Annotated in this window: 21 protein-coding genes and 2 pseudogenes; 5 read left to right on the forward strand and 18 right to left on the reverse strand. The window is 42.1% G+C overall.

The genetic code is table 11. The features are described from left to right. Positions 1–133: 133 nt before the first annotated feature. The 12 genes and pseudogenes from UB51_RS16330 to UB51_RS16385 form a co-directional block, all read right to left on the reverse strand. Entirely contained in the window at positions 134–1,036 is a 903-nt protein-coding gene (locus tag UB51_RS16330) for a hypothetical protein (RefSeq protein WP_044878218.1), read from the reverse strand. Continuing rightward, positions 1,033–2,472 (reverse strand): sensor histidine kinase, encoded by a 1,440-nt coding sequence (locus UB51_RS16335; RefSeq protein WP_044878219.1) that lies wholly within the window; start codon positions 2,470–2,472, stop codon positions 1,033–1,035. Before UB51_RS16335 ends, UB51_RS16330 begins: the two co-directional genes overlap by 4 nt. Before the next feature lie 3 nt (positions 2,473–2,475). Further along, on the reverse strand, positions 2,476–3,132 hold the full coding sequence (locus tag UB51_RS16340; RefSeq protein WP_044878220.1) for a response regulator transcription factor: 657 nt from the start codon (positions 3,130–3,132) through the stop codon (positions 2,476–2,478). Positions 3,133–3,392: 260 nt separating this feature from the next. Further along, positions 3,393–6,320, reverse strand: a complete 2,928-nt coding sequence (locus tag UB51_RS16345; RefSeq protein ID WP_044878221.1) for a hypothetical protein — start codon at positions 6,318–6,320, stop codon at positions 3,393–3,395. 130 nt (positions 6,321–6,450) lie between these two features. Continuing rightward, a complete protein-coding gene (locus UB51_RS16350; RefSeq protein WP_052675970.1) occupies positions 6,451–6,981 on the reverse strand; it encodes a VanZ family protein in 531 nt (176 codons plus the stop codon). Between the two features lie 28 nt (positions 6,982–7,009). After that, positions 7,010–7,399 (reverse strand): annotated as a pseudogene (locus tag UB51_RS16355) (M15 family metallopeptidase); the annotation flags it as partial. 115 nt (positions 7,400–7,514) lie between these two features. Next, the gene (locus tag UB51_RS16360) at positions 7,515–8,612 is read right to left on the reverse strand and encodes a sensor histidine kinase (RefSeq protein WP_044878222.1); all 1,098 of its coding nucleotides are present in this window, start codon (positions 8,610–8,612) and stop codon (positions 7,515–7,517) included. Next, positions 8,605–9,300, reverse strand: coding sequence for a response regulator transcription factor (locus UB51_RS16365; protein WP_044878223.1), 696 nt, complete (start codon positions 9,298–9,300; stop codon positions 8,605–8,607). The genes UB51_RS16360 and UB51_RS16365 overlap by 8 nt, the downstream gene beginning before the upstream one ends. A 102-nt stretch (positions 9,301–9,402) precedes the next feature. Beyond that, positions 9,403–10,719, reverse strand: a complete 1,317-nt coding sequence (locus tag UB51_RS16370; protein WP_044878224.1) for an ABC transporter substrate-binding protein — start codon at positions 10,717–10,719, stop codon at positions 9,403–9,405. Between the two features lie 42 nt (positions 10,720–10,761). Beyond that, complete coding sequence (locus tag UB51_RS16375; RefSeq protein ID WP_044878225.1) at positions 10,762–11,922, reverse strand: efflux RND transporter periplasmic adaptor subunit; 1,161 nt, start codon at positions 11,920–11,922, stop codon at positions 10,762–10,764. A gap of 133 nt (positions 11,923–12,055) precedes the next feature. Further along, on the reverse strand, positions 12,056–12,886 hold the full coding sequence (locus UB51_RS16380) for a carbohydrate ABC transporter permease (RefSeq protein ID WP_199925042.1): 831 nt from the start codon (positions 12,884–12,886) through the stop codon (positions 12,056–12,058). A 61-nt stretch (positions 12,887–12,947) separates the two neighbouring features. Next, on the reverse strand, positions 12,948–13,814 hold the full coding sequence (locus UB51_RS16385; RefSeq protein WP_044878227.1) for a carbohydrate ABC transporter permease: 867 nt from the start codon (positions 13,812–13,814) through the stop codon (positions 12,948–12,950). Between the two features lie 573 nt (positions 13,815–14,387). Here UB51_RS16385 and UB51_RS16390 point away from each other — a divergent pair. Beyond that, the gene (locus UB51_RS16390; protein ID WP_044878228.1) at positions 14,388–14,741 is read left to right on the forward strand and encodes a hypothetical protein; all 354 of its coding nucleotides are present in this window, start codon (positions 14,388–14,390) and stop codon (positions 14,739–14,741) included. Between the two features lie 261 nt (positions 14,742–15,002). Next, a complete protein-coding gene (locus UB51_RS16395; protein WP_044878229.1) occupies positions 15,003–15,911 on the forward strand; it encodes a Gfo/Idh/MocA family protein in 909 nt (302 codons plus the stop codon). A gap of 118 nt (positions 15,912–16,029) precedes the next feature. Here the strand turns inward: UB51_RS16395 and UB51_RS16400 are convergent, their stop codons facing one another. From UB51_RS16400 to UB51_RS16410, 3 genes are read right to left on the reverse strand one after another with little or no spacing between them, the layout of a single operon-like run. Continuing rightward, positions 16,030–16,596 carry a DUF6677 family protein gene (locus UB51_RS16400; RefSeq protein WP_044878230.1) on the reverse strand — a complete coding sequence of 189 codons (567 nt, stop codon included), beginning with the start codon at positions 16,594–16,596 and terminating at the stop codon, positions 16,030–16,032. Between the two features lie 26 nt (positions 16,597–16,622). Continuing rightward, positions 16,623–16,943 (reverse strand): hypothetical protein, encoded by a 321-nt coding sequence (locus tag UB51_RS16405; RefSeq protein ID WP_044878231.1) that lies wholly within the window; start codon positions 16,941–16,943, stop codon positions 16,623–16,625. After that, complete coding sequence (locus UB51_RS16410; protein ID WP_044878232.1) at positions 16,894–17,496, reverse strand: RNA polymerase sigma factor; 603 nt, start codon at positions 17,494–17,496, stop codon at positions 16,894–16,896. The genes UB51_RS16405 and UB51_RS16410 overlap by 50 nt, the downstream gene beginning before the upstream one ends. A gap of 95 nt (positions 17,497–17,591) precedes the next feature. Here UB51_RS16410 and UB51_RS27945 point away from each other — a divergent pair. Next, positions 17,592–17,801: pseudogene (locus tag UB51_RS27945) on the forward strand (methylglyoxal synthase); the annotation flags it as partial. A gap of 166 nt (positions 17,802–17,967) precedes the next feature. Here the strand turns inward: UB51_RS27945 and UB51_RS16415 are convergent. Continuing rightward, positions 17,968–19,386, reverse strand: coding sequence for an RtcB family protein (locus tag UB51_RS16415; protein ID WP_044878233.1), 1,419 nt, complete (start codon positions 19,384–19,386; stop codon positions 17,968–17,970). Positions 19,387–19,603: 217 nt separating this feature from the next. Between UB51_RS16415 and UB51_RS16420 the strand changes: the two genes are divergently transcribed. Both UB51_RS16420 and UB51_RS16425 read left to right on the forward strand, forming a co-directional pair. Beyond that, entirely contained in the window at positions 19,604–20,512 is a 909-nt protein-coding gene (locus tag UB51_RS16420; protein WP_082063163.1) for a DMT family transporter, read from the forward strand. Positions 20,513–20,559: 47 nt separating this feature from the next. After that, the gene (locus tag UB51_RS16425) at positions 20,560–21,360 is read left to right on the forward strand and encodes a Cof-type HAD-IIB family hydrolase (RefSeq protein ID WP_044878234.1); all 801 of its coding nucleotides are present in this window, start codon (positions 20,560–20,562) and stop codon (positions 21,358–21,360) included. A 56-nt stretch (positions 21,361–21,416) separates the two neighbouring features. On the opposite strand, the gene UB51_RS16430 is transcribed toward UB51_RS16425, so the two are convergent. After that, complete coding sequence (locus UB51_RS16430; protein ID WP_199924943.1) at positions 21,417–22,211, reverse strand: MBL fold metallo-hydrolase; 795 nt, start codon at positions 22,209–22,211, stop codon at positions 21,417–21,419. A gap of 135 nt (positions 22,212–22,346) precedes the next feature. Then, entirely contained in the window at positions 22,347–23,411 is a 1,065-nt protein-coding gene (locus tag UB51_RS16435) for a sulfate ABC transporter substrate-binding protein (protein ID WP_044878235.1), read from the reverse strand.

A 23,411-nucleotide genomic window follows, 5' to 3' on the forward strand; every position in this document is an offset into this window, starting at 1 on the left:
TACCAGTGTAGTACGCGAATATATGATAAGTGAGATGGACTTGTATTGAAGTTGTAAAAAACTGAATTCAACAGGCAGCACAGCGCAAAAAGGCCAGCTGCGGCTGTAGCTGGCCTTGGTTCTGTCGGTCGGCTTACGACTCTGAAAAATAACTGAGCATCGCCATCACATCTTTGTTGAACCCAACCACTTGCTTCGTTCTCACATTAACCCTGACACTGTAGTTCAGCGATTGTTTATCCTTACTCCTATAATACAATTCCGCTACGATGCCCCAACGGATGCCTTTCTTGTCCAAGGTCAGATCGGGCAAGACATAACTTCCCTTTTCCTGAATAAACCGATTGGCGATCCCGATTACCTCATCCATAATCACTTCCGCGTCCTCGTTCTTATCCAAGGTCAGATCGGGTAAGACATAACTTCCCTTTTCCTGAACAAACGGATTATCGATCACGATTACCTCATCCATAATCACTTCCGCGTCCTCGTTCTTATCCCTATTATAAGCATACTTCTTTTTCATATCCCTATTATAAGCATACTTTGGATTCTGGTTTACTTTAGAAATTTTAATTACATCGCCGTCTCTAGCGTTCAAAACAATATCATAGACTTCATTGGGATCGGCTGATTGGATCAGGGTCATATAAAACAGACCGCTAGGAATTTTATTCAGCTCTGTTTCGGAATTCACTTTGAACCCCTGATTCTGCTTCGATCGCGAAATGACGTCGTATTCCAGCTTGTTCAGCAGTTCTTTAAGCTTCTTCTGATCTACCGCCATCAACTCGAATTGGACTTCGTCCATAGTCAGCTTCTCGTTATAGTACTTGTTGACCGCATTCAGGCTGAGCGTCTTCACAGTATCCTGCGAAAGAACGCCTTCGTATTTCACTTCGTTGCTTTTGTGCTCTATGGTTATTTTTTTTACCATGACGGTGTCTTTTTCGATGGCATTGAATAATCCCCCGCACCCCGTCGTCAGGATCATGAACGCCGCACATACGATAACCACCACAACGAGCTTGTTCATGGATTCAACCCTCCTTTCGGACCTATCTGATCGAAAATGACTCTAATCGTCGTTCCCTGATTTTCTTTGCTGGTCACTTCGATGACAGCATGGTGTATGCTCGCCACGCTTTGACATATGGAGAGACCTAAGCCCGCCCCATTATTGATTTTCGTTCTAGCTTTATCCGCCATGTAGAACGGTTCAAAAATTTTGTCCCGATGCTCTTTCGCAATACCGATGCCTTGGTCGATCACTTCAAGAGTGTAACGGCTGTCGCGCCAGTAAGTACAGATGGTAATACTCTGTTGTTCGGCAGAAGCTTTAAGCGCATTGTCTACGAGATTGAAGATCAGAACTTTGGTCAAATCCTTCTCCAGCAGCAGCCTGCCCTCTTCATAATCGGTGACGATCACAATCCGCTTCTCCTTGGCTTTCATCTTGAGCGCAGGCTCAATCTCGGCAATAATGGCTCCCAAATCATGCTCCTCCATCTGAAAATGATTCTCCTGAAGCAAAATCAAATCCATTAGCTTGATTGAAAGCGACTCTAAGCGCTTACCTTCCGAGTAAATGATATTTAGTCCATCTACGAACAGATCTTCGTTGTATTTGGTCGTCCTCAGGAAATTTGCATATCCGATAATCGAAGTTAACGGCGTTTTTAATTCATGGGTAAAATTATTGATGAACCTTTGCTTCTCTTGATTGTTCCGCTCCAGGTCATTGATTTTATCCTCGACAACCGAGGCCATATCATTAAAATTTCGTGCCAGAACGCCTATTTCATCCTTCGATTTCAGACGAACCCGTTCCGAAAATCCGCCCTGCGCAATGACTTGAGCCGTACGGTTGAGTCGATCGATCGGCTTCGTCAGTCCTCTACTCACGAAAAACATGATAAGCATATAGAGTAAACATGCGGCCATATCCACTTTGACGAAAAAATGGTACTGATCCACGCGCTCCTGATACAACGAAGTCACGTCCTTCATGTAGGTGAATACATATTTTTTATGATTAATATCCGTAATGTTCGATGTGAATAGTATCGTACGCTGGTCGATATCTCGCAAAATATATTTGATTTCCTCCACGGCCAGCTTGTCCAATTCCTCGCGATGCGTCGGCATCTTGAAATCGGTATTGCTGAAGATCGTCTGGTTCGTATCGTTCATGATATCCAAATAAATACGATCGTCGCTATTCTTCTCAACAAATTCTTTGGCGATGTTCGTTAATATCGTTTTCTCGTAATCAATAGAATCATAGATGCGAAGGATCGGAACAATCGCATTGACGCTGGAATGAATGCTCATATTTTGGCTTAACGCACTGTTGATTTCCTGCCCTAGCATTGTATTATGGCTCCGCTCAATGACCATAATGGAAGCTGCATTAAAGATGAGGACGAAGACCAGAATAGAGAACAAATAAATTTTTTGCCAAAATTTCATCTATCAATCCTCCAGTCGGTAACCAATTTTGTAAATGGTCTTGATATGATCCTGCAGCTGAAGCTTCTTACGCAGCGATTTGATATGCATATCGACCGTTCTCGTTTCGCCGTAATACTCCCCGCCCCATACTTTATCGATGAACTGCTCTCTAGACAGCGCGATATTCTTATTTTTCAGCAGCACGACAATCAAATCGTATTCCTTCGGCGTCAGTTCGACGGGCTCCCCCTGTATAGTCACTTCTCTTTTGTCCAAGTCTACTTGAATGTTTTGAAACTCCATCACGTGTTCTTCTTTGCCGTATCTTCGCAATACAGTTTCGATCCGGGCCAACAGCTCGATCGCTTCGAAAGGCTTGACCATGTAGTCGTCTGCCCCCAGCTTCAGTCCGTTGACTTTGTCGTAAACCGAGTTTTTAGCCGTCAGGAAAATGACCGGAATGCCGTAGGGCTGAATTTTTTCCATCAGTGTAAACCCGTCCATCCGTGGAATCATGACATCCAGCAGGATGAGATCGAACTTCTCCTGCTTCATCGCCTCCAGCGCCGCCAAGCCGTCGTAAACCTCCGTTGTCACATAGTTCACGATGTTGAGATTCATTTTAATGATTTTGGATATATGAATATCGTCTTCAACAATCAAAATCTTTTTTTGCATACTTGAAAGTCTCCTGACGTGTAATGTTGTGTGTTGCTTCATTGATTCTATACGATAACGAAGCGTTATTAAAGATGCAATATCTGTTCCCGTTACCGTGAAACGATAGATCCGTGGTTCAACCATATGTAAAATGCCCAGTACCATGATCGGTACTGGGTTTGTTGTTTAATAGAAGAAAAGTAAAAATGAGATAAGCCTGTTGTTGCACACCGACTGCGGTACTATGGATCTACACTTAAATTAGTGCCGGTTGTACTTTAACTTCCTGCGCTACCAGTACCATCAGTTGACGTTGTTGGTAATGCTTCGTAAGTAAGTGAATAGGATTGGCTGCCTAGCAACATTCTTTGACCTTGGAACTCATCGTACAGATTCATGCGAATGCCGCCCCCTCTTAATTTTTTGTATAGGTTACTATTAAGCGTAATTGCGTACGATTTATTATTACCGATGAACAAATCAGTCCCGAGTGTCAACGTCTTCTCCATCGATTGTCCATTCGGATCTATGATTTCCAAGACTAGCTTGTGCTCGTAAGCCCCTGCTTCGTAAGCTTCATTTTTGGATAAGTTGTACGTTACGACTGTATCCAATGTATCCTCACCTTCCCTAACGGTACCCACTACATTGGTAAGCGAAAGACTGTAAGGGAACAACTCCACACTCCTTAGATTAGACTGCGGCGTTACTCCGGCAGTGTTCAGTGATAATCTAACTGTATTGATATATCCCGTTGATTTACCACCTATAGCTGTCAGCTTACCGTCAGCTACACCTTCGCCAATATGAAGCGCTAGCTGTGAAGTATTCACATTCAGCGGAAGCTTACTCCAGACAGTAACCACATTTTTACCGTTTGGGCTTGTTGCCTTGGACGATTGACCAACTTCGGCCTCATAATATTCATTCTCAGGTGTTCTGTAGTAAGCAACAAGCTGAGCCTGTTCCGATTTACGTGGTTCTTCGCTATTCATTTCTAGCTCTGTATACATTATATTTGAGCTGCTTCCATTATAGACGGTTGACCGACGTTCGCGGATTTCTGCTTTTTTACCTGTAAAATCAATAGGGAAGGAGCCACCTGCAACCACGGTATTCATCACATTATTTAGTAGAGAGGTGTTCAAAGTGAGAAAGTTCGTAACGTCATCACCTGAGGTTTCCTGCAGCACAATCCTTAATTGCTTGATACTCGTGGAATAAGGAACCTTGGTTATCACATATATCTCTGCCGTTTCTTGAGGCGCGAGAGACGTTTGAGCATTTTTTGCCACGATCTGGGTCGTGCTGCTGAGATCGCTAAGTCCTGCTTTGACCAGAGCTTTGAGCGCAGGCAGTTTTACTGTCGTGGATTTGGTGTTGCGAATGCTGATTTTGGCTACGATTTGATCTTCATCTGCCCATGGCAGCCGTTGAATGGAGTCAATCTTTACCCCAAACGTTCCATGTCGGTTCTCCAACATGTTCTCTAATCCCAAACCGCTATTACTTTCCTGAGAATAAGGGATTTGATAATACGCCGTCGGAAAAATAATCTTGTCGGCAACCGCGTGTTCAGTTAATTGCAACTGCAACATATTTTGATTTAGATTTAATGGCACATCCGCGCTGAGATCAATGATCTTCTCATCAAGCGGCTTTAAGGTTAGATTCGCAAGCGCCTTAGAATCCACTGGAATGCTGTATCCTTCAGTGGCTTTAATTGAAAACTCATAAGTTGATAGAGTTACAGTTTTTTTACCGAGATTTTTAATACGGAATTGAAGGCTCCATTCCGCGGAGTCGTTCTCCGAATATACGGAAGCGCTCTTCAGCTGTGTTTCTACTGTATTATTGTCTATGGAAATTTTCTCAACAGCGTAATTGGCCACGGCTTTAGAAGTTGTTGCTGCAGGAAGTTTGAAGGATTTAACCGGAAGATTAATTTTCAAAGATGAGTCTTCCTGCGTGAATTGTAGCGTCATATTAACAGTTTTTATATTGGAAGAAACCTCTGCCAAATAGTAGATCGTTTTCTTCTCCTGAGGCTGTACCTTGTAACTACTACTGGCATCATCTAGCTTGAGCTCGAATACCGAGCCACCGGCTGATTTCAGGTATGCTTTATAGCCGGGATCACTAAGCACCGTTGCACCCGAATTAGAGAGACTGACGCCTACCTTCATGTATACTTTTCCATTAAGTTTAATCATTTGCAGACTTTCCGCTTTGGTCGTTACAGACAGATTATTCATCGCGATCTTCTTGCTCTGGTCTTTAGCCACGGCTAAGTCAGAAGTTGCTGCAGGAAGTCTGAAGGATTTAACCGGAAGAATAATGTTCAAAGTTGAGTCTTCCTGCGTGAATTGCAGTGTCATATTAACAGTTTTTATATTGGAAGAAACTTCTGCCAAATAGTAGATCGTTTTCTTCTCCTGAGGCTGCACTTTGTAACTATTGCTGGCATCATCTAGCTTGAGTTCGAATACCGAGCCACCGGCTGATTTCAGGTATGCTTTATAGCCGGGATCGCTAAGCACCGTTGCACCCGAATTAGCGAGACTGACGCCTACCCTCATGTATACTTTTCCACTAAGTTTAATCATTTTCAGACTTTCCGCTTTGATCGTTACAGGCAGGTTATTCATCGTGATCTTCTTGCTCTGGTCTTTAGGAACTACAAATGAATAATTGTCCGGAATCTTGAAAACACCCAGCCTCTTCTGATAATCCGCACTGCTGAAATCCCACCCAAATGTTGAAACTTTGGCTCCGTCTGCATTTGTAGCCTTGCCGATATTCACATAATAAGTTATGGATTGGCTGCTCTTGGAGGGCACCGTTTTTTTTGTTGCATCACTCGTGATAGGTCTTCCTTGTACGACCGTACCCCCTTTAGTGGTAACCTTGGAGAAATAATCGATAAGATCTACACTACTACCACTACCATTGCTATAACTAAGCGTGTATATAAGTATATTACCGCTCGGCTGCGCAAGTATGTCCATATCGATCAGCTTTACGCTGACATTGCTCTTCAAAGCTATAGACCCCAGTTTGTCCAGATTGAATACCTCTGCTGCCTTTGTTGATTTAGCGACGGGTGAAGTCCCTGCCGATGCTGCGTAAGCTTCATATGCAATAGACTGGCTTAGAAGTACTGTGGTGAGCAGCACTGCAGCATACGTTTTTCTTCGTTTGTGCATGAATTTCCCTCCCTGATTAAAAGTCCTTACACTTGAGACTGTCTGGTCAACCCCTTCCAAGTAAATAGATGAAAAAGATAAACTTAAATAGCTGGTATTTCAAATCATGTGAATACATGGTTTCTCTAGATTATCTACTTGATGGGGATAACACTAAATCTTCATTGGATTGGGGTTTATTTCCTATCATAAATAGTCTCAAGATACCGTAACCAACGATTCCGCCGAAGGTATTCAATATGAGGTCATCCACATCAAATGTGCCAATACACAAGAGTAGCTGTGTAACTTCGAAACATAAGCTTAAAGAAAGGGAGAGAAAACACACATTTATGAATGATGCACCTCTTACTGTAAATAGTTTAGGAATGAAGATACCCAGCGGAATAAAGGCCAGGATATTGCCTATCAGGTTCGTAGATAAGAATGGATTCGAGAGTGACATGCTGTGAATCCCTCTTAAGATCTCCTTGAGCGGAGTATAGTTGCCGGGTCGATCAAAAATACGATGAGGTTGGTGTACCGTGTGCTGAAATTGATAAAACAGCATATGGACATCAACAGAACCCCACTTAAATAGGATCAGCTTGATTAATACATACAGATACATAACAAACCCCACTGCCAAAACCATCTTCATCTTAGGTGTCGTGTGTTTCAATAGTTAACCTCCTTCGTTCTTTATGAGTTCACTTTTTCACAGTTACAATAACTCCATCTATATTGTTTCCTGATATCTCATATGGGCCGTTCTCCGGTACTTTAAGAATCGTCTTTTTGGAAACCGAATAATAGCTAACGTTATATTCTTCACCCTCTACAACTGTCGAAATACTCTTCTTTTCCTTCAAGAAATCCAAATATTGCTCCAGCACGAGGTTACTTTCCTGCATGATGGCACTGTGAGGCAACCCAACTTAACGAAAGTGCCACGGTTCATATTGAATACCTGTAATTTCGATTTTGTCTTTGGGATAACGTAGAATAAAACCGTATTTCCATGCGTTTTTTTTCAACCATTTCCCTTCATCCGCTTTAATCATCTTAGTCTGCGTAGATCCTATATCAAGGGATAAACCTTGTTAACCAACAATAAATCCCCACTTCTTCATCAACTATTTCCTCCTTAACACCTCATATAATCAGGATAGAGAAAACTAGTTAAAAAAAAGCAGGACAAATATAAAGTTTTTCTTAAATTATGGACTCTTGTGGCAGTTGAATCTCAAACAGTGTTCGAACCACATTACTCTCGACCGAAACGGTTCCATCATGCTGCTCCACAATATTCCTTGCAATGAACAGTCCAAGACCTGTGCCACCCTCTTGATGCGTTCGTGCCCGATCACTCGTATAATACATATCGAAGATATGCGGCAATTCCTCTGGAGCGATATGGCCCCCGTAGTTGACGATCTGAATCACCACATGCCCTGAATCAAGATGGCTATTAATATCTACATACAGTCCATCCTTCCCGTAACGAGTGGCATTGGTCAATAGATTCTCAAATACACGGACCAACAGTTCTCCATCGCCAGAAATGTATATGTTAGGTGCTATATTCAATCTGGAAATCAGGTGGTTTTTCTCAAAAACAGGGTATAATTCCTCATTCAATTGCATCAGAAGCTCACCGATGTCTATTCGCTTCTTTTCAACGGGCAGCCTGCCAAAGTTCATTCTAGTGATATCGAACAATCCATCGATTAGCTTTTCTAGACGTTGAGACTTGGTGAAGGCAATGGATGTAAAATGTCTGACTTGCTCCTCTGTCAAATGATCATCCTTAAGAATTAAATCTAAATAACCCAATACAGAAGTAAGTGGCGTGCGTAAATCATGAGCTAAATTTACGACCAACTGATCCTTACTGTTCTCTGCAAAATCCCCTCTTTCCACCGCCTCTTGCAGTTTTTCACTCGCCAGATTAAGATCCTCCGCAATGATACTGAACTCATCATTCGAGGAAATATGTATATGATTCTTAAATTCACCATTGGCAAGATGACGAATCCCCTTGGAAATTTCATTAAAGTAGGTGGCATACGGCTTAGTGAACACAAAGAAAAATAATATAGCCAGCGGTATAAAAATAATCAGAAAAAAATAAATATCCCCTATGTTATTCATGAAGCGACGATACTGGGCCACCGGATCTTCTAGGCGAACAGTGGAATAATACAATTTAAGGATTCTATAAATCCCATAAGTGATAATACCGGACAGAAGCATACTTAACCCCAGCAGCAGAATCATTTTTGTCCGAAAGCTTCGGATTCGCTTATTCATTGATCGTATACCCCACACCCCAAATGGTTTTGATGAATTTATTTTTGCTGATATCTTCTCCAAGCTTCTTCCGCAGGGTGCGGATATGTACCATGACCGTATTGCCTCTTTCATAGTATGCTTCGCCCCACACCTGTTGGAATATACTTTCCACGCTAAAGATTTGCTTTGGATGACTTGTTAACAGATATAGGATGTCAAATTCCTTCGGCGTTAACTCGATAACCTCGCCATATAAGGTAACGGTATGCTGATCAGGCGAAATCGTTAATCCACCGGCTTCCAGTACCCTTTTATTCGCTGCTGCAGGTTGATTGAACAACTTGGAACGGCGCAGTTGAGAATTCACACGAGCCATCAATTCCATAGGATTGAACGGTTTAGTCATATAGTCGTCTGCCCCCATCACCAGTCCTGTGATCTTATCAAGATCAGAGGTCTTGGCACTTAGAAAAATGATCGGCAGATGATACTTTTCCCGAATTTGACGGGTGACCTTGTAACCATCCAGCTCAGGCATCATAATATCCAAAATGGCCAAATCTATCGATTGCGATTGAATAGCATGAATAGCTGCTTTCCCATCGGATGCTTTGACAATATGATATCCCTCTTTCTGTAAGTGCAAGGCAACCAGATCAGCGATCTCCACCTCATCATCTGCTATCAAAATCGTGATACGCCTCATTCCTATTCCACTCCTAATAAGATGATTAACAATATATATTTTCCTTGTTGATAGCTTTAAAAAAGCAGCTCACAGGTGGGCTGCTTTTAGTTTCATTGTTTCCTATTCGTTTAAATAGATTGTCACCTTGTTCTGGATCAGCTTGGCAACTTCCTCTGCGGACTTTTGTCCACTGAAGAAGAATACGGAATCTTCGTATATCATGTTAAATACTTTAACATCCGCGTCCTCGTATCGATACGTGCCATTAACTAAATGTTTGAACTGCATAAATTCTTCATCCGATACCTTGGGCTTTTTGCCGTCCAAGAACTTGTATGTTCCGCTTTTAACTTGTTCCTGAATCTCGTTCAGTTTTTTATCGTTCACAGATGCTAGCAGGGAGAAACCTTCTCTCGCTTGCAGCGATTGTGCCTCGTCAGATAATAGGAAGGAAATGAACTTCCACGCTTCGTCCTTCACCGGAGAATTGGCCCGGATCGCAATTTGGGATAAAGGATGGATCGGCGTTCCTTCTGATTTCCCTATATGCGGCTGTTGCAGCAGTACCGGATTTTCAAAGTGTGAATATAAATATAAGCCGCCGATAAAGTCTACCGACGTTAAATTGGCGTGAGAAAACAACTGATTGTCCGTTTTCCCTAGCTGCTCAGTCATGACTTTTTCATCGAACATTTTTTTGATATTCTGCATCAGTTCCACGAATTCGGGGGAGTCGAACTTTGCCTTTTTCGCCGTGAGGTCGACGAACTCCGCGTAATTGTCCGAGACCATTTTCGTGAGAATGCTATCCGCCGGGTAATTCGCCAAGGCATAAAACTGTTTCTTTCCGCCCTTCTCTGCCTGTTGAATGAGTTCCTTCGAGATCTCCTCAAAGGTACTCCAGTTCCAGCTCTTATCGTCAATCTTCACAGTGGAGTTCTTAATCGCGTTCCCGTCGCCTACGAATACACTCATCCCGAATCCGAGAGGCATGGCATACATACCGCCATTCACCTTCAATAGTTCCAATACGTTCATTTTCAAATCGCTTTTATTCAACGTTTTGTCTTGTTCCATGGAATCATCCATGTTCAGGAGAAGCTTTTTGCTCAAGTAATCATCGATAGGCAAGCCGCTTATTCCGAAGATATCCGGACCCTTCCCTGATAGCAGCGCTGTATTCGTCGTTTTTGTGTATGTTTCATAATCCTCTGTAGTCTGAATTTGAAGATCAATCTCCGGATACTTTTCTTCAAACTTCTTCTCTGCTATCTGTATAAATTCGCTCGGTTGTTGTATAGACAAAGTAACGATTGTTTTCCCCTCTTTGATTACCGGTTTCTCCTTACTTGCCAATTCCTTGCTACCTCCAGAACCACATGCAGTCGTTGTCGTCATTAAAATACCAATACATATCATCCCTAGCCACTTTTTCATCGTATAAATTCCTCCTATAATTTTTATCGCATACATGCTTAACTATTCCATTCGAATACGGTTTCCGTCTTGTAAAGGCTCACTGCTTTCCAGAATAATCAGTTCTTCCTCATAGAGGCTATCCGATTGGATCATCGTTTCTTTGTCATTCGTTTCACTTGTATGAATGAGGACTTTACGGGCAACAAAGACATTGCCTAATGCCCCTCTCTGCTCTTCAATTTTATAAACAAACATGCCGCCACGATCCTCATGAATAGCCTTATTGGAAACGAGCCATCCCTCTTGCCGTGAACCTTTCTCAAGTTTTATCTTTGCCTGCTCACCCCCTTTCAGTTCAGAGTTAACGACCTTTATACGAAGAAGCTTCTGAGGGATCGTTATGGTCTGGCCCCCCTCTTCACTAGATGAGCTCTCGATACGCGGTTGTTCATTCGCCACTTCCTCAATCGTGCCTTCGATCATACGGGCCTGTTGTTCTTGGACAGTATTTACCTCGACCTCAATCTTCTCTCCGATCGAAATCCCTAAGCTGGACAACACCTTTGAATCAGCAGATATGTCGAATCGATAACCTAGGCTGCTGTTCGAGACAAGAACATCCGGTTCTCCCGCTGATGTTAACCCTTCAACGGCATTCAATTTCGCTATAATACCATCGAAAGGAGCGGTAATATCTTGTTGGCTTGTCAGTTTATCTCTCATCTCGTTAATTTTACGTTCCTGCGTATGTAGATTAAGTTTACCTGTCTCGATCGTACGTCTTGCATTCCGAATCTTGAGTTCGTCCCCTTCCATGCTCGACTGAATGAACTGATCTTGAATATTCTGCTGCTCGATTTGCTGTTTTTCTAAATTGGTTATTTCATCTTCCAATTCTCGTTCGGCAGATTTGCTGTCATAGATGATTAACTTCTGCCCCTTCTTCACACGATCTCCCTCTTTCACGAGAATCTTCTGGACCTTCCAGCCGGCAGCATTCGATAGTTTAGCTTCGGCGAGCGGTTGCAGTATTCCGCTACCTTCGATCGTAAATACAAGACTTCCAGCAGCCGGCTTTTCCGTTCTCACTTTCGGCAAGGTCAGCGACTGTAGCGTGTTGCTGAACAACGTAAAGAAAATTAACAATCCAATAAAAATAATGAACATGATCTGAATGTTTCGTTTGCGCCTACGATCAACTGACTCTTTTGCTAACTCCATATCCCGTTCCTCTCCTCCTAAGAACTTTCCGTAGGAAAGTTTACTTCGTAAGCATTATCTGAACTTTCCGTAGAAAAGTTTACTTCGTAAGCATTATCTGAACTTTCCGTGGGAAAGTTTACTTCGCCAAAAGTTACCCCTTGATGCCAGACAATTGAATGCCTTCAATGAAATACGACTCTGCATACAGAAACAACAGCACCATCGGAGACATGTAAAGCATCGATGCAGCGAAAGCAATCCCCTTCTCTTTAATGATCATGGATAAATAAACCGATAGCGGCTGCTTGAACGGATCGTCCAGAAAAATAAGCGGCTGCTCCACCATGTTCCAATAGTCGACAAACAATAAAATAACGAGTGAAGCCAGACCCGGCTTGATCATCGGGATAATAATGGTGTAGAATATCCGCAAATGTCCGGCTCCATCGATCTTGGCCGCTTCGATGTAGGCATATGGAATAGCCAGCATGAACTGCCTGAGCATAAATACACCAAAAGCTGCGAAAATCCCAGGTAATATAATCGCATTCGGACTATTCAGCAGCCCAAGCTTATCCGCCATAATGTAATTCGGTACTAGCGTCACTTGGAATGGCATGAGCATCGTCAAGACATAGACGAGAAACAAGGGATCCCGGCCGCGAAATTGCAGCTTGGAGAACGCGTATGCAGCCAGTGCTGCTACGAGGGTCTGCCCTGCGATGATCGGCACCACCATGAATACCGAATTCCAGAACATCATCAGATATTTTGGGCTACCCACCAAAATCTTGTCATACTGCTCCAAGGACACTTTATCCGGTAGCAATTTTAAATTCACAAAAGGATTTGCTCTCCCTGCAACCGCTTCGTTCATCTGCCCTATGGGCCCATAATTGATGCCAATTTCTTGTTCTGTCATGATCGAATTTGTGAAAGTGATTACAATCGGAAATAATAACATGACCGCAATAGCGCCCATGACGACCGTTAACGCAATTTTTTTCAATACTTTAGCAACTGGCACAACCCTTCTCTACCCCCTATTCCATGAACTGCCGATGCCGGCGTTCAATCGCAAACAATCCCATGACGATCAGAAAAATACAACCAAACATCAAGGTCGCAGCCGCAGTCAGCTTCTGAATGTCCAACGACATGAACATGTTGTTCATATAGTGCTGCATCATGTATATACTGTCATGCGGATAATCGCCTGCGATCAAATACGTTTCCCGAAATACTTTAAATGAGTTAATGATCGACATGATCACTACAAAGAACATCGTGGATGTTAGATAGACAAGTGTAATACTGCGAAACTGCCGTAAACGCCCTGCCCCTTCAATTTGGGCGGTTTCGTAATAATCCTTCGGGATTTGTTGCAGTCCCGCCAAGAATAATATGACGTTATAGCCGATGTTCTTCCATAAATACACGATAATGACTACATTTCGGGCGGCATCGGTCTTCATCCAATCCACACGTTCGGATCCGAAGTAACTCAACCAGGCGTTCAGGGAACCGTTCCAATCGAACAGCATCTGCCAGATCAGAATAATCGAGGCGACTGGAACGACAAGCGGTAACACAAATGCAGTCCGCAGCCATTTTCGAAAATATATATTTTGGTTCAGCAGAATTGCCAAACCTAGCGACAGCACAAGCATAAGCGGCACACTAACCGCGCTAAAATAAAACGTATTGGATGCTGCCTGTCTGAAGGAATTGCTCGCGAGCAGCTCACGGTAATTATCCAACCCTACAAATTGGCTATCTACCGTACTGTCCATAAAAGAATAGAACACTCCCATGGCAAACGGAATAAGGTAGAACATCGCAAATCCGACACCACTCGGCGCGAGGAACATCATTGCCGCTGATGTATCCTTCCGGATCCATTTCTTCATCGTTGTCTTCATCATCCTTTCAATAACTACTACTTAAGGGTCTAAACCCATTTCTTTGTAAACCCAGAAGCAAAAGTATAACAAGCAAAAAAAACCTACTTCTTCATCCTCAGTTTTCTCCTTCATTCATTTAGAATAGGGAAAACTGTTTAAAAAGAAGTAGGGTAATTGTTAAATTTTTCTTAAATTTCCTGCTTGGATCTGTACTAGATTCTTTTGATCAATCATGAACATTAACATTAATTTGTAATTATGGAAAATTTGCATCATAAAAGATCGTATACATTCACTCTATTCGATTCAGACCGATATAAACGTTTTAAGGAGGTGGTAAATGGTTAATCACTTCTTCATTATCCTCACACAGTCCTTCCCAACTCATCAGGTGCTTCATACCAAATGAGTAATGGTTTGTGCTTCCCTTCATTGTATGTCACTTCATTATCACCAACCCATCCGCCTATTCAAAACACAATTCTTTATTATGCGTGGTTACCCACATTTGTTCAGAGAAGGTATGCTAACGTTCATTTTTTGCTGTTCAATAACCCCATTCTAAGGAGGAATTTTGTAATGAGAAAATTCAAATTAAGTTTGCTAGTTTTCGTGATGCTATTCACTTTTGCCTCAACAGCGTTCGCCGATCAACGGGAATCAACAGGAACTTATACACACTCAGGTGGCAATCTCCAAGTCAATTATTATGCCTATGATTCACATGTCAGCGGGTACTTGTCTGTTTATATTTATAAAGAAACGGCGAATGGCGATGTCCTTATTAATTCATTCTATGAAGAAGGCGGCAGACCAGGCCACGATACTCATCAGGGCACCTGGTACCTTGGCAATCAGCCTGCCGGAACGTATAAATATTTTGCCTTCGTTCCAAGCGACTGGATGGGACCTTCAATTGGGTTCAGTAGTTGATTTGAAAGGAAATTCGAGTAAGCGACGTTTGCGAACATATTCAGTTTAGGTGAATCCAGGCAACCGGATACTGCCATACGGCTTATTCGGTTCTTTTGATTTCAAACCACACAAACATACTTCGTCTCAACTATCACTTTTATAATATTAATTTCTGCTATAGTTATTAAAATGAAGGCAAGAATACGTATGTAAGCTTAGAACGTCGAAACGTTGGACATAGGAGCAATTAGCTTCAAAAATACTAGTGGGGTGATACAAATGAGGATTGGTATTATTGGATTGGGTGATATTTCCACAAAATCATACTTACCTGTGCTTTCAGAAAAAGAAGGTATAGAACTTGTGCTTTGTACGAGAGATCTGGACACTCTAAACAACTTATCACAAAAGTATAGGATTCAGGAAAAGGTTCAGACTGTGGAGGAACTGATAACAAAAAATATCGATGCAGCATTTGTGAGTACGGCTACAGAAGCGCATTTTGAAATAGCTGAAAAATTACTTGAAAGTAGCATAAACATATATATAGACAAGCCCATATCGATGAGTTTTCATGAAACTGAAAGAATCGTGAGACTCTCCCAAGAGAGCGGAAAAATAGTCATGGTTGGTTTCAACAGAAGATTTATACCTAGAGTTAAAGAGCTTAAGGAACATGGTAAAGCTAGCTTGATTATCATGCAAAAAAATAGATTCGCTGCTCCAGACTATATAAGAAGAGTTGTTGTAGAGGATTTTATACACGTTGTAGATACGCTTAGATTTTTAATGGATACCGAGGTCAAGGATGTAAAGGTAGAGTACCTTAGAAAAGGTGACATGCTTGATCATTTGGTGATACAGCTTATTGGAGAAGGGTGTACTGCTATAGGCGTAATGAACAGAAATGGTGGTGTTACAGAGGAAATCATTGAGTATATGACCGGCCATAATAAATATGTAGTAAACAGTCTTGTTGAAACCACTCACTTTCATAATAAAGAAATACGTATATCTAAATTCGGGGATTGGGAACCCACACTGTATAAACGCGGCTTCTATCAAATAGTAGATCATTTTATTGATTGCGTTAAAAATAACTCGATACCTGATCCATCTATTGATGATTCGCTCTTAACACATGAAATTTGCGAAAGAATAGTTAAGTACATTGATTCTGATGTTTAAAGCAAGACCCATTTGGATTTAGATCTTTGTTAGGGATCTTTTCACTCAACTTTCGCACTTCGAAAATTGCCAATTTCGATGTGCGAAAGTTGAGCTATTTAGATATGTACTACATGCGCTACTTTTTTCGCGATTCCAGAAGAAACAAAACAAGACCTGCACATATAAGCACCAAAGCCCCTACATAGGAGCCAACGACTTCGAAAATACCCTCAAACCACCTTGGCTTCATACTTACCATAAAAAAGAGAGCCCCAGCGCCAACCAAAATAACAGCCAAATTATTGCCCCTCATCAGATTTGTCAGTGGATCACCAGGATTCTCACCCACTTCCAATTCCCCACGTTCGTAGCGAACATTAATCCGATTCGTCGATTGTAAAGCATCAAAAATATTATAAAAATAAATAACGGGGATAATTAATGAAAATAAAGTGATTAAAGGGATACTCCCTCCCCCATCAGCACCCACTAAAGAAACAACAGCAAAGATATCTAATATCACAAGCACCATAATCAAAAGCCCTCGCTGCATAAGACCCAGATAGAGATGCCCTATGCCTGGTACAAACATGGAAAGCAAACAGGCGAGCCATTTTTTCTTTCTTGGAGGTTTCCGATAAAAGGGCGGGTATGGCATTTGATTGTAATCAGGGAAACGATCCATGTCGTTAGGGTTATTCATCACAACTTCCTCCTTCTACACATTGATTAGGATACTAAATAAAGAGAGATTTTTTCAATATAGGCCGAAAGCTGAACCATCTGATCATTAATAGTTAGCACTTTATGAAAAGCACCCGTACTTACAAACAATACGGTAGCCGCTGCTGCTACGCATCCATGAAAAGCATTTTGCTTCCACTTAGGTCCTGCACTAGTGTAACGTGCTGTAGAACTAGAATCTATTGAACCTATTGCCTGCATGACCTTATCAGTAAAACCATGCTTAGGCTCCAATAAGGGCAACTCATCGAGCTTATCATTTAAATATTGCTGAAGCTGCTTGTTTTCCTGATGTCTCGGATTCATGATGGTTCACCTCCAACCATTTTTGTTTCAGCATAGCTTTTCCGCGATATAATCGGGTTTCTAGCGTCTTGATAGGAAGTCCTGTTGCATCGGACATTTCTTGATAAGAGAGCTGCTTATAGTGGTACAAATAGAGGATTACTCTATATTTATCTGGAAGCTCAGAGAGCATTTGCAGCATGTCGGCTTGAGCCTCTTTATGCAGCAGTTGTTCCTCCGGCTGTTCCTTAGCATCGCTAAACCACCCCCCCACCTTATCAATTAGGACACTATAAGGCTTTCTACGTTGAGCACGTTGATGATCGATCACAACATTGAGGGCCAATCGATACAGCCAAGTCGTAAATCTGGCATCTCCACGGAAAAGCCCCAAGGAACGATACAACTTCACAAAAACTTCTTGTGAAAGATCCTCAGCCGTTTCATGATGTTCTACCATACGGTAAATCAGCGTATAGATATAGCTCTTATGTCGATCCACCAGTATTCGGTAGGCCTCCGAATGACCTTGACGGATCTCATTAATTAGCTGCTCATCCGTCAAATCTTCCATAGCTGCCTCCCCCCTTTGTTCCATTCCAAAACTTAGACGACAAGGTTACCAATTCCCCTTCAAATAGTACATAAAAAAAATAAATAAATGAATAGGTGGCAAAAAAATTCATTATTACTTATCAGTCATTATTCGAAGAGCATACCTTACTCGATGGCACAACTGGCACATTGATTATAGAAAATACAACATTGGATATTGTGAGATTCATGTCAGGACCACTTGGCGGCGACCAACAAATCGGAGCCATCGTGGCTCAGAATGAACTAGACTTGTTAATTTTCTTTCGTGATCCCCTTGTCTCTCACATGAGATCAAGTTTATTGGGTAAGCTCTAGCAGCCTCCGCAATGACTAGAATAATTGAATTGTTAATACTAAAAAGCCATGGATTTATTTCCATGGCTTTTTAGTATTCTCTCATTTAAAAATTCCAGGAAGCAATCGCTGCTTCCTGCCGTTACTTAAGACATTAAACTCCCTTAATCGCTGCCATAGGCTTACATGTTGCCACTACATCAGCTAGGGATGCCCCCACCACACTGTCAATAATTTGATCAACGTCTTTATATGCTTGTGGACATTCATCCAGAATCGTTGCTAGGGAACGGTGGTTGACCAGGATCTCTTCATCGGACCCCACTTTCATAGATCGCTGGAATTCATCAACTGTCACCAATTCCTTAGTAGCTTTCCTTGATCTCGCTCTCCCTGCTCCGTGACAGATGGAATAAAAATTCTTCGTCCCTTCTTCTTTACCTATCATAATGTAAGAGGAAGTTCCCATTGAGCCTGGAATTAATGCCGGATGCCCCGTTTCTCTATAGGCAGCTGTGTTGAGGAAATGTCCTGGTGGCAACGCGCGTGTTGCTCCTTTCCGGTGAACAAGCATCGCCTCATTCCGATGATATTCCTTCAAGGCATAGTTATGCATTAAGTCATACAACACTGGAAACTCAATTTCTCCCCCGAATAATTCGCGGAAAGCCTCTCGAACACCGAATGCAATCATATGCCTGTTGCTAACCGCGAAATTTAATGCGGAGTACATCAGATTGAGATAGCTTTGCCCTTCATCGCTCGAAATCGGTGCATAGATCAGACTACGATCTGGATTTTCTATACCCCAGTTGAACATCGATGCTCGGAATAGCTTCGTATACTCTTGACCGAGTTTAGCACCCCATGCCCGGGAACCAGAATGAATCATTACGATGACTTGCCCATCGAATAATCCCCATTGTGTCGCTAAATCCTTCTGTGCTTCTTCTATTTCTAGGTACAGTATCTCGATAAAATGATTTCCACCGCCTAATGTCCCTAATTGACCGTGAGCATATTTGTGAATGTCATCTGGTAGCTTATCAAGATATTGATGATCATACTTAAATGTCGACTGCTCTACGTGTGTCAGCCATTGCTCATGTGGAACATAGGCACTCGGAAGTCCTCTCAGACCATACTTCACGACTTCCCTAATATCTATATCTACATAATGAGAGTTCGTACGTTCATTCGTCGGAACATATTTCTCAATCGTCTTAATTAGCGCTCTCCGCACACCTTTATCCTGAATGTCCTTCTTGTGTAGAGGTGTCGTATGCACACGCATCCCACAGCCAATATCCACACCCACAATTGAAGGAGATACAAATCCATCCTTCATATTCCAAACCGCAGTTGTTCCGATACAGGTTCCAATGCCTACATGCGCATCTGGCGTATAGCTCATATATACATTACGTGGAATTATTAAGTTGTTATCGGCCATCTCAAATGGTCTGGAATCAAACGATTGATAAATGTCCGGATTAGCAAATACATGTAGATTGCCGTTAGGTAGATCGATCTCATAATGATTATTTCCGTGGAACTTTTCTATTCTTTCCATCTTGTAACCTCCAGGTTCCTATTTGATCTGAACCCATCATCGCTGATTTTAACGGCTACGAACATGGTAAAAGTATTACGACCATCAAAATATTTGGTACAATATAGAAATATCTATATGTGAAGAGACGACCTCTTCACCTTTCATCCCTCTCCCTTGTCCAGCTCCCTTTTTTGAGATACAATTTGATCACTTGCCTATGGAAAGGATGACATTTGTGAACCGTTCTCGTGTTGCTGATCTGGGTCTTCTTCTTGTAGCTATGATGTGGGGATCTACTTTTCTCATTGTTCAGCACGCGGTTAGAGTACTTCCACCACTTGCTTTTAACGGCATTCGGTTTCTTGGGGCAGGCTTGCTTCTAGCTATCATAACTACTTTATTTTATCGGAGAGAATGGAAGGAACTACGTGTAGGAATATTAGTACATGCTAGTTTGCTTGGTGTTTTTTTATTTTTGGGATATGCGTTTCAGACGGTGGGACTACTCTATACCACAACATCTAACGCTGGATTCATCACTGGACTTTCGGTCATCCTTGTACCTTTTCTAGCTCTGTTTCTGCTACGACATCCTATTTCCAGCTATACCTGGCTAAGCGCCTTACTTGCAGCCATAGGGTTATATTTATTGGCATTTGCTGGTTCTGCTTTTGCCTTGAATCGGGGTGATTTCCTCGTATTTCTATGTGCTATCGCTTTTGCCTTACATGTCGCTTACACTGCGATGTATGCCCCCAAGTACCCTGCGCTCTTACTGGCTACGCTCCAAATGACTGTTGTGGGCTTGCTAAGTCTGGGATCATCACTCCTATTTGAAGATATTGGACCGATCCATCAACTATCAGACAAACTCCTTCAACCTGAAGTTTTATGGGCTTTGTTCATATCAATTGGGCCTACAAGTGCTTTAGCCTTCTGGATTCAGACGGTGTGTCAGAAATTCACTTCCCCTTCTCGAGTAGCTATTATTTTTGCAACGGAGCCCGTTTTTGCAGCCATTACAGGTGTGCTATTTGGAGGAGAAGTACTCGGCATAGTCGCCATGATCGGGTGCTTATGTATTTTTACAGGTATGATAATGGCAGAATTGAAATCTTCACCGAGCACATTACAATCAATCTAGGGTACAATAGAGATAGACCATATTAGATATAATAAGGAGAGAACATCATGTACAAACTGATTGCTATCGATATCGACGACACATTGATTAACGAAGACAAGGAAGTATTGCCATCTACACAAACAGCACTCGAACAAGCTGTGGCTAAAGATGTTATCGTTACACTTGCTACTGGACGTGCTTATGCTTCTGCGAAGAACCTTGCGCGCCAAACAGGTCTAAACGTTCCTATCATTACATATCAAGGTGCGTTAATTAAGAATCTTATGGATGAAAAAGTACTCTATGAGCGTTTCGTACCTAAAGATGCTGCACGTAAATTATTTCATTACTGTATTGAACATGATCTGCATGTGCAGACCTATATTGATGATAAACTTTATGCAAGAGAAGAGAATCAGAAATTAATCGATTACTGTGCACTCAATGGTACACCTTATTATATTGAACCCGATCTAGCCAAAATGGTAGAGCAACCCACTCCCAAAATGTTGATTATCGACGATCCTGCTTATTTGGATGAGATATCACCGATTCTACGTGAATTGCTAGGTGATCAAGTTCATATTACGAAGTCTAAACCACACTTTTTGGAAATCATGCATCATGAAGGTACGAAGGGTCATGCCCTAACCTTCTTGGCCGATCATTTTAATTGTGATCTCTCGGAGACGATCGCTATTGGCGACTCTTGGAATGACCATGAAATGCTAGAAGCTGCAGGTCTTGGTGTAGCTATGGGTAACGCTATTGATGCACTTAAGGAAATTGCAGACTATGTAACCTTAAGTAATAATGAAGATGGCATTAAGCAGGTCATTGAGAAGTTCGTGTTGAACGCAGAGTAAATGACTTGAAGTCATCTAAATATTAGAGAGTAACAATAACCTTCAATATCACTGTCCTAGTGTTGTTGAAGGTTATTTGTGTTGCTAAGAGGTACAACTAAGCCCGTTCGCGCGAGCATCACTTGCGCTGGAAGCTGATATTTCTGATGTAGATCCACATCATGAGACATATGCGTATATATTGCCTTGCTCGGCTTAATCTCCTTCAATAGAAGAGCTGCCTCTTGCATATCATAGACAGAGCGCGTCGAGAACTCAGCCTTTTCATGATAGAAGCTAGTCCCTAATACTAGTAAATCTAAATCATATAAAGGCTGCTTCTCATCATCGCTCAGATTAATGCTGTCTGAGCAATAAATCCATGTATAACCTTCCTTCTTGAAACGATAGGCATAAGAATACCCATTCTTACCATGACAAACTTTCCAGCCTGTAACCGACCAGTTACTGAGCTGAATTCCTTCATCGACCGAAATGAAATCCAATTGCATATTCAACCATGGGAATTGGGTTAGGATGATTGTTATAACTTCCTGTGGTGCATATAATTGCCCCTTCTGGCCTGTCCATCTACAAGCATCAGCCCATTCAGGAAGCCCCCCCATATGATCGAAGTGTGCGTGTGTGATTAGAATCTTATAGGTCATTCGTTGACCCAGTGCTTCCATTTGACTACGCCAATCCGGCCCACAATCAATAAGGAATGACCCATCACTGCCGTTGACAAGTACGGATGAGCGCAACCTGCGATTAACGCCCTGCTCTCTCGCCTCTGTGCATACGTCACAATCACAGTAAACACGAGGGACGCCCATCGCATCACCTGTACCTAGAAAAACTAATGTATCCATACTCATTTGCTCCTTATGCTTATGTCTTAAAGATGCTCCTGTTAAACCAATGAAATTATTATAATCCATAAATCGCTAATACAACAGAAGGATTCACCTTCTCTGAGGTGAATCCTTCTGCTTATCTCACTCCTATTAAATTCCTGCCAACACCTGATACCATACTCCGCGCTTAGAGTATAGTGTCTCTCTGACCTCATTCCAGCCTCCGAGGTATTCAATATCAAACAACCCTTCAGGAATAGGATAATGGCTCTTATTCTCGTCATAGATCTTCTTATTTACAGGTCGGAACCCATGCTCTGTAAATACACGCTGCGCCTCCTCAGTCCACAAATAATCTACAAACGCCTCAGCTACTTCACGTGTGCCATGCTTATCAGCATATTTATCTACGACAGCAGCCGGATTCTCAATCAATATCGTATGCTGTGGAATCACTACCTCATATTTCACGCCCTTCTGAATACGTGCAAGTAATTCATTCTCATACGTGACAATGACATCACCTACGCCATATTCGAATGCGGCCATTGAAGATCTTCCACTCTTGTCGAGTGATTCGATGTTATTGTGTACTTGTTCCAAAAATGCTTTACCCGCAGCTGGATCTTTATGCCCTTGCTCCTCTGACATTTTCAATCCCGCACCATAAATGGCGTTAATGTCCCACTGTGCTCCACCCGAAGTTTTCGGATTAGGATAGAGTACCTTTACCCCCGGCTTGGTCAAATCTGTGAAATCATGGATGGCTAGTGGATTACCTTCACGTGTCCCAAGTACAACAATTGACCGTGTGACCATACCCTTCTCAGGCTTGCTCTTCCAATCAGCAGTAATCAGCTTCGCCTTGATTAGCTTATCCACATCACCCTCCATCGCTAGGAGTGTAACATCCGCTTCAAAACCACCTACAATCGAACGTGCTTGAGTTCCCGAAGCTTCATACGATTCTTGAAACTTCACATCTTGGCCTGTCTTCGCTTTCCAGTCTTGTTGAAATTTCGGCAAGATATCTGTTAAAGCATCCTTAGCCACACTATAGGCTCCGATGACAAGCGTGACATCCCCTTCCTGAGCAGAGGCTGTCCCTGAAATCGTAAGATCATTGTTATTACATCCAACCAATAATAGAGTTAGAACTAGCGTCATACTCATCCATTGTATATATCGTAGCGGTAATTTCCTTGTGATCTTCAT

This window comes from Paenibacillus sp. IHBB 10380, from assembly GCF_000949425.1.
Classification (GTDB): domain Bacteria; phylum Bacillota; class Bacilli; order Paenibacillales; family Paenibacillaceae; genus Paenibacillus_AQ.

What these genes read in the sequence shown, in the direction of transcription:
- UB51_RS16330 (WP_044878218.1), bottom strand. Translation starts at nt 1,036, where the DNA reads ATGAACAAGCTCGTTGTGGTGGTTATCGTATGTGCGGCGTTCATGATC.
- UB51_RS16335 (WP_044878219.1), bottom strand. Translation starts at nt 2,472, where the DNA reads ATGAAATTTTGGCAAAAAATTTATTTGTTCTCTATTCTGGTCTTCGTC.
- UB51_RS16340 (WP_044878220.1), bottom strand. Translation starts at nt 3,132, where the DNA reads ATGCAAAAAAAGATTTTGATTGTTGAAGACGATATTCATATATCCAAA.
- UB51_RS16345 (WP_044878221.1), bottom strand. Translation starts at nt 6,320, where the DNA reads ATGCACAAACGAAGAAAAACGTATGCTGCAGTGCTGCTCACCACAGTA.
- UB51_RS16360 (WP_044878222.1), bottom strand. Translation starts at nt 8,612, where the DNA reads ATGAATAAGCGAATCCGAAGCTTTCGGACAAAAATGATTCTGCTGCTG.
- UB51_RS16365 (WP_044878223.1), bottom strand. Translation starts at nt 9,300, where the DNA reads ATGAGGCGTATCACGATTTTGATAGCAGATGATGAGGTGGAGATCGCT.
- UB51_RS16370 (WP_044878224.1), bottom strand. Translation starts at nt 10,719, where the DNA reads ATGAAAAAGTGGCTAGGGATGATATGTATTGGTATTTTAATGACGACA.
- UB51_RS16375 (WP_044878225.1), bottom strand. Translation starts at nt 11,922, where the DNA reads ATGGAGTTAGCAAAAGAGTCAGTTGATCGTAGGCGCAAACGAAACATT.
- UB51_RS16380 (WP_199925042.1), bottom strand. Translation starts at nt 12,886, where the DNA reads ATGGGCGCTATTGCGGTCATGTTATTATTTCCGATTGTAATCACTTTC.
- UB51_RS16385 (WP_044878227.1), bottom strand. Translation starts at nt 13,814, where the DNA reads ATGAAGAAATGGATCCGGAAGGATACATCAGCGGCAATGATGTTCCTC.
- UB51_RS16390 (WP_044878228.1), top strand. Translation starts at nt 14,388, where the DNA reads ATGAGAAAATTCAAATTAAGTTTGCTAGTTTTCGTGATGCTATTCACT.
- UB51_RS16395 (WP_044878229.1), top strand. Translation starts at nt 15,003, where the DNA reads ATGAGGATTGGTATTATTGGATTGGGTGATATTTCCACAAAATCATAC.
- UB51_RS16400 (WP_044878230.1), bottom strand. Translation starts at nt 16,596, where the DNA reads ATGAATAACCCTAACGACATGGATCGTTTCCCTGATTACAATCAAATG.
- UB51_RS16405 (WP_044878231.1), bottom strand. Translation starts at nt 16,943, where the DNA reads ATGAATCCGAGACATCAGGAAAACAAGCAGCTTCAGCAATATTTAAAT.
- UB51_RS16410 (WP_044878232.1), bottom strand. Translation starts at nt 17,496, where the DNA reads ATGGAAGATTTGACGGATGAGCAGCTAATTAATGAGATCCGTCAAGGT.
- UB51_RS16415 (WP_044878233.1), bottom strand. Translation starts at nt 19,386, where the DNA reads ATGGAAAGAATAGAAAAGTTCCACGGAAATAATCATTATGAGATCGAT.
- UB51_RS16425 (WP_044878234.1), top strand. Translation starts at nt 20,560, where the DNA reads ATGTACAAACTGATTGCTATCGATATCGACGACACATTGATTAACGAA.
- UB51_RS16430 (WP_199924943.1), bottom strand. Translation starts at nt 22,211, where the DNA reads ATGGATACATTAGTTTTTCTAGGTACAGGTGATGCGATGGGCGTCCCT.
- UB51_RS16435 (WP_044878235.1), bottom strand. Translation starts at nt 23,411, where the DNA reads ATGAAGATCACAAGGAAATTACCGCTACGATATATACAATGGATGAGT.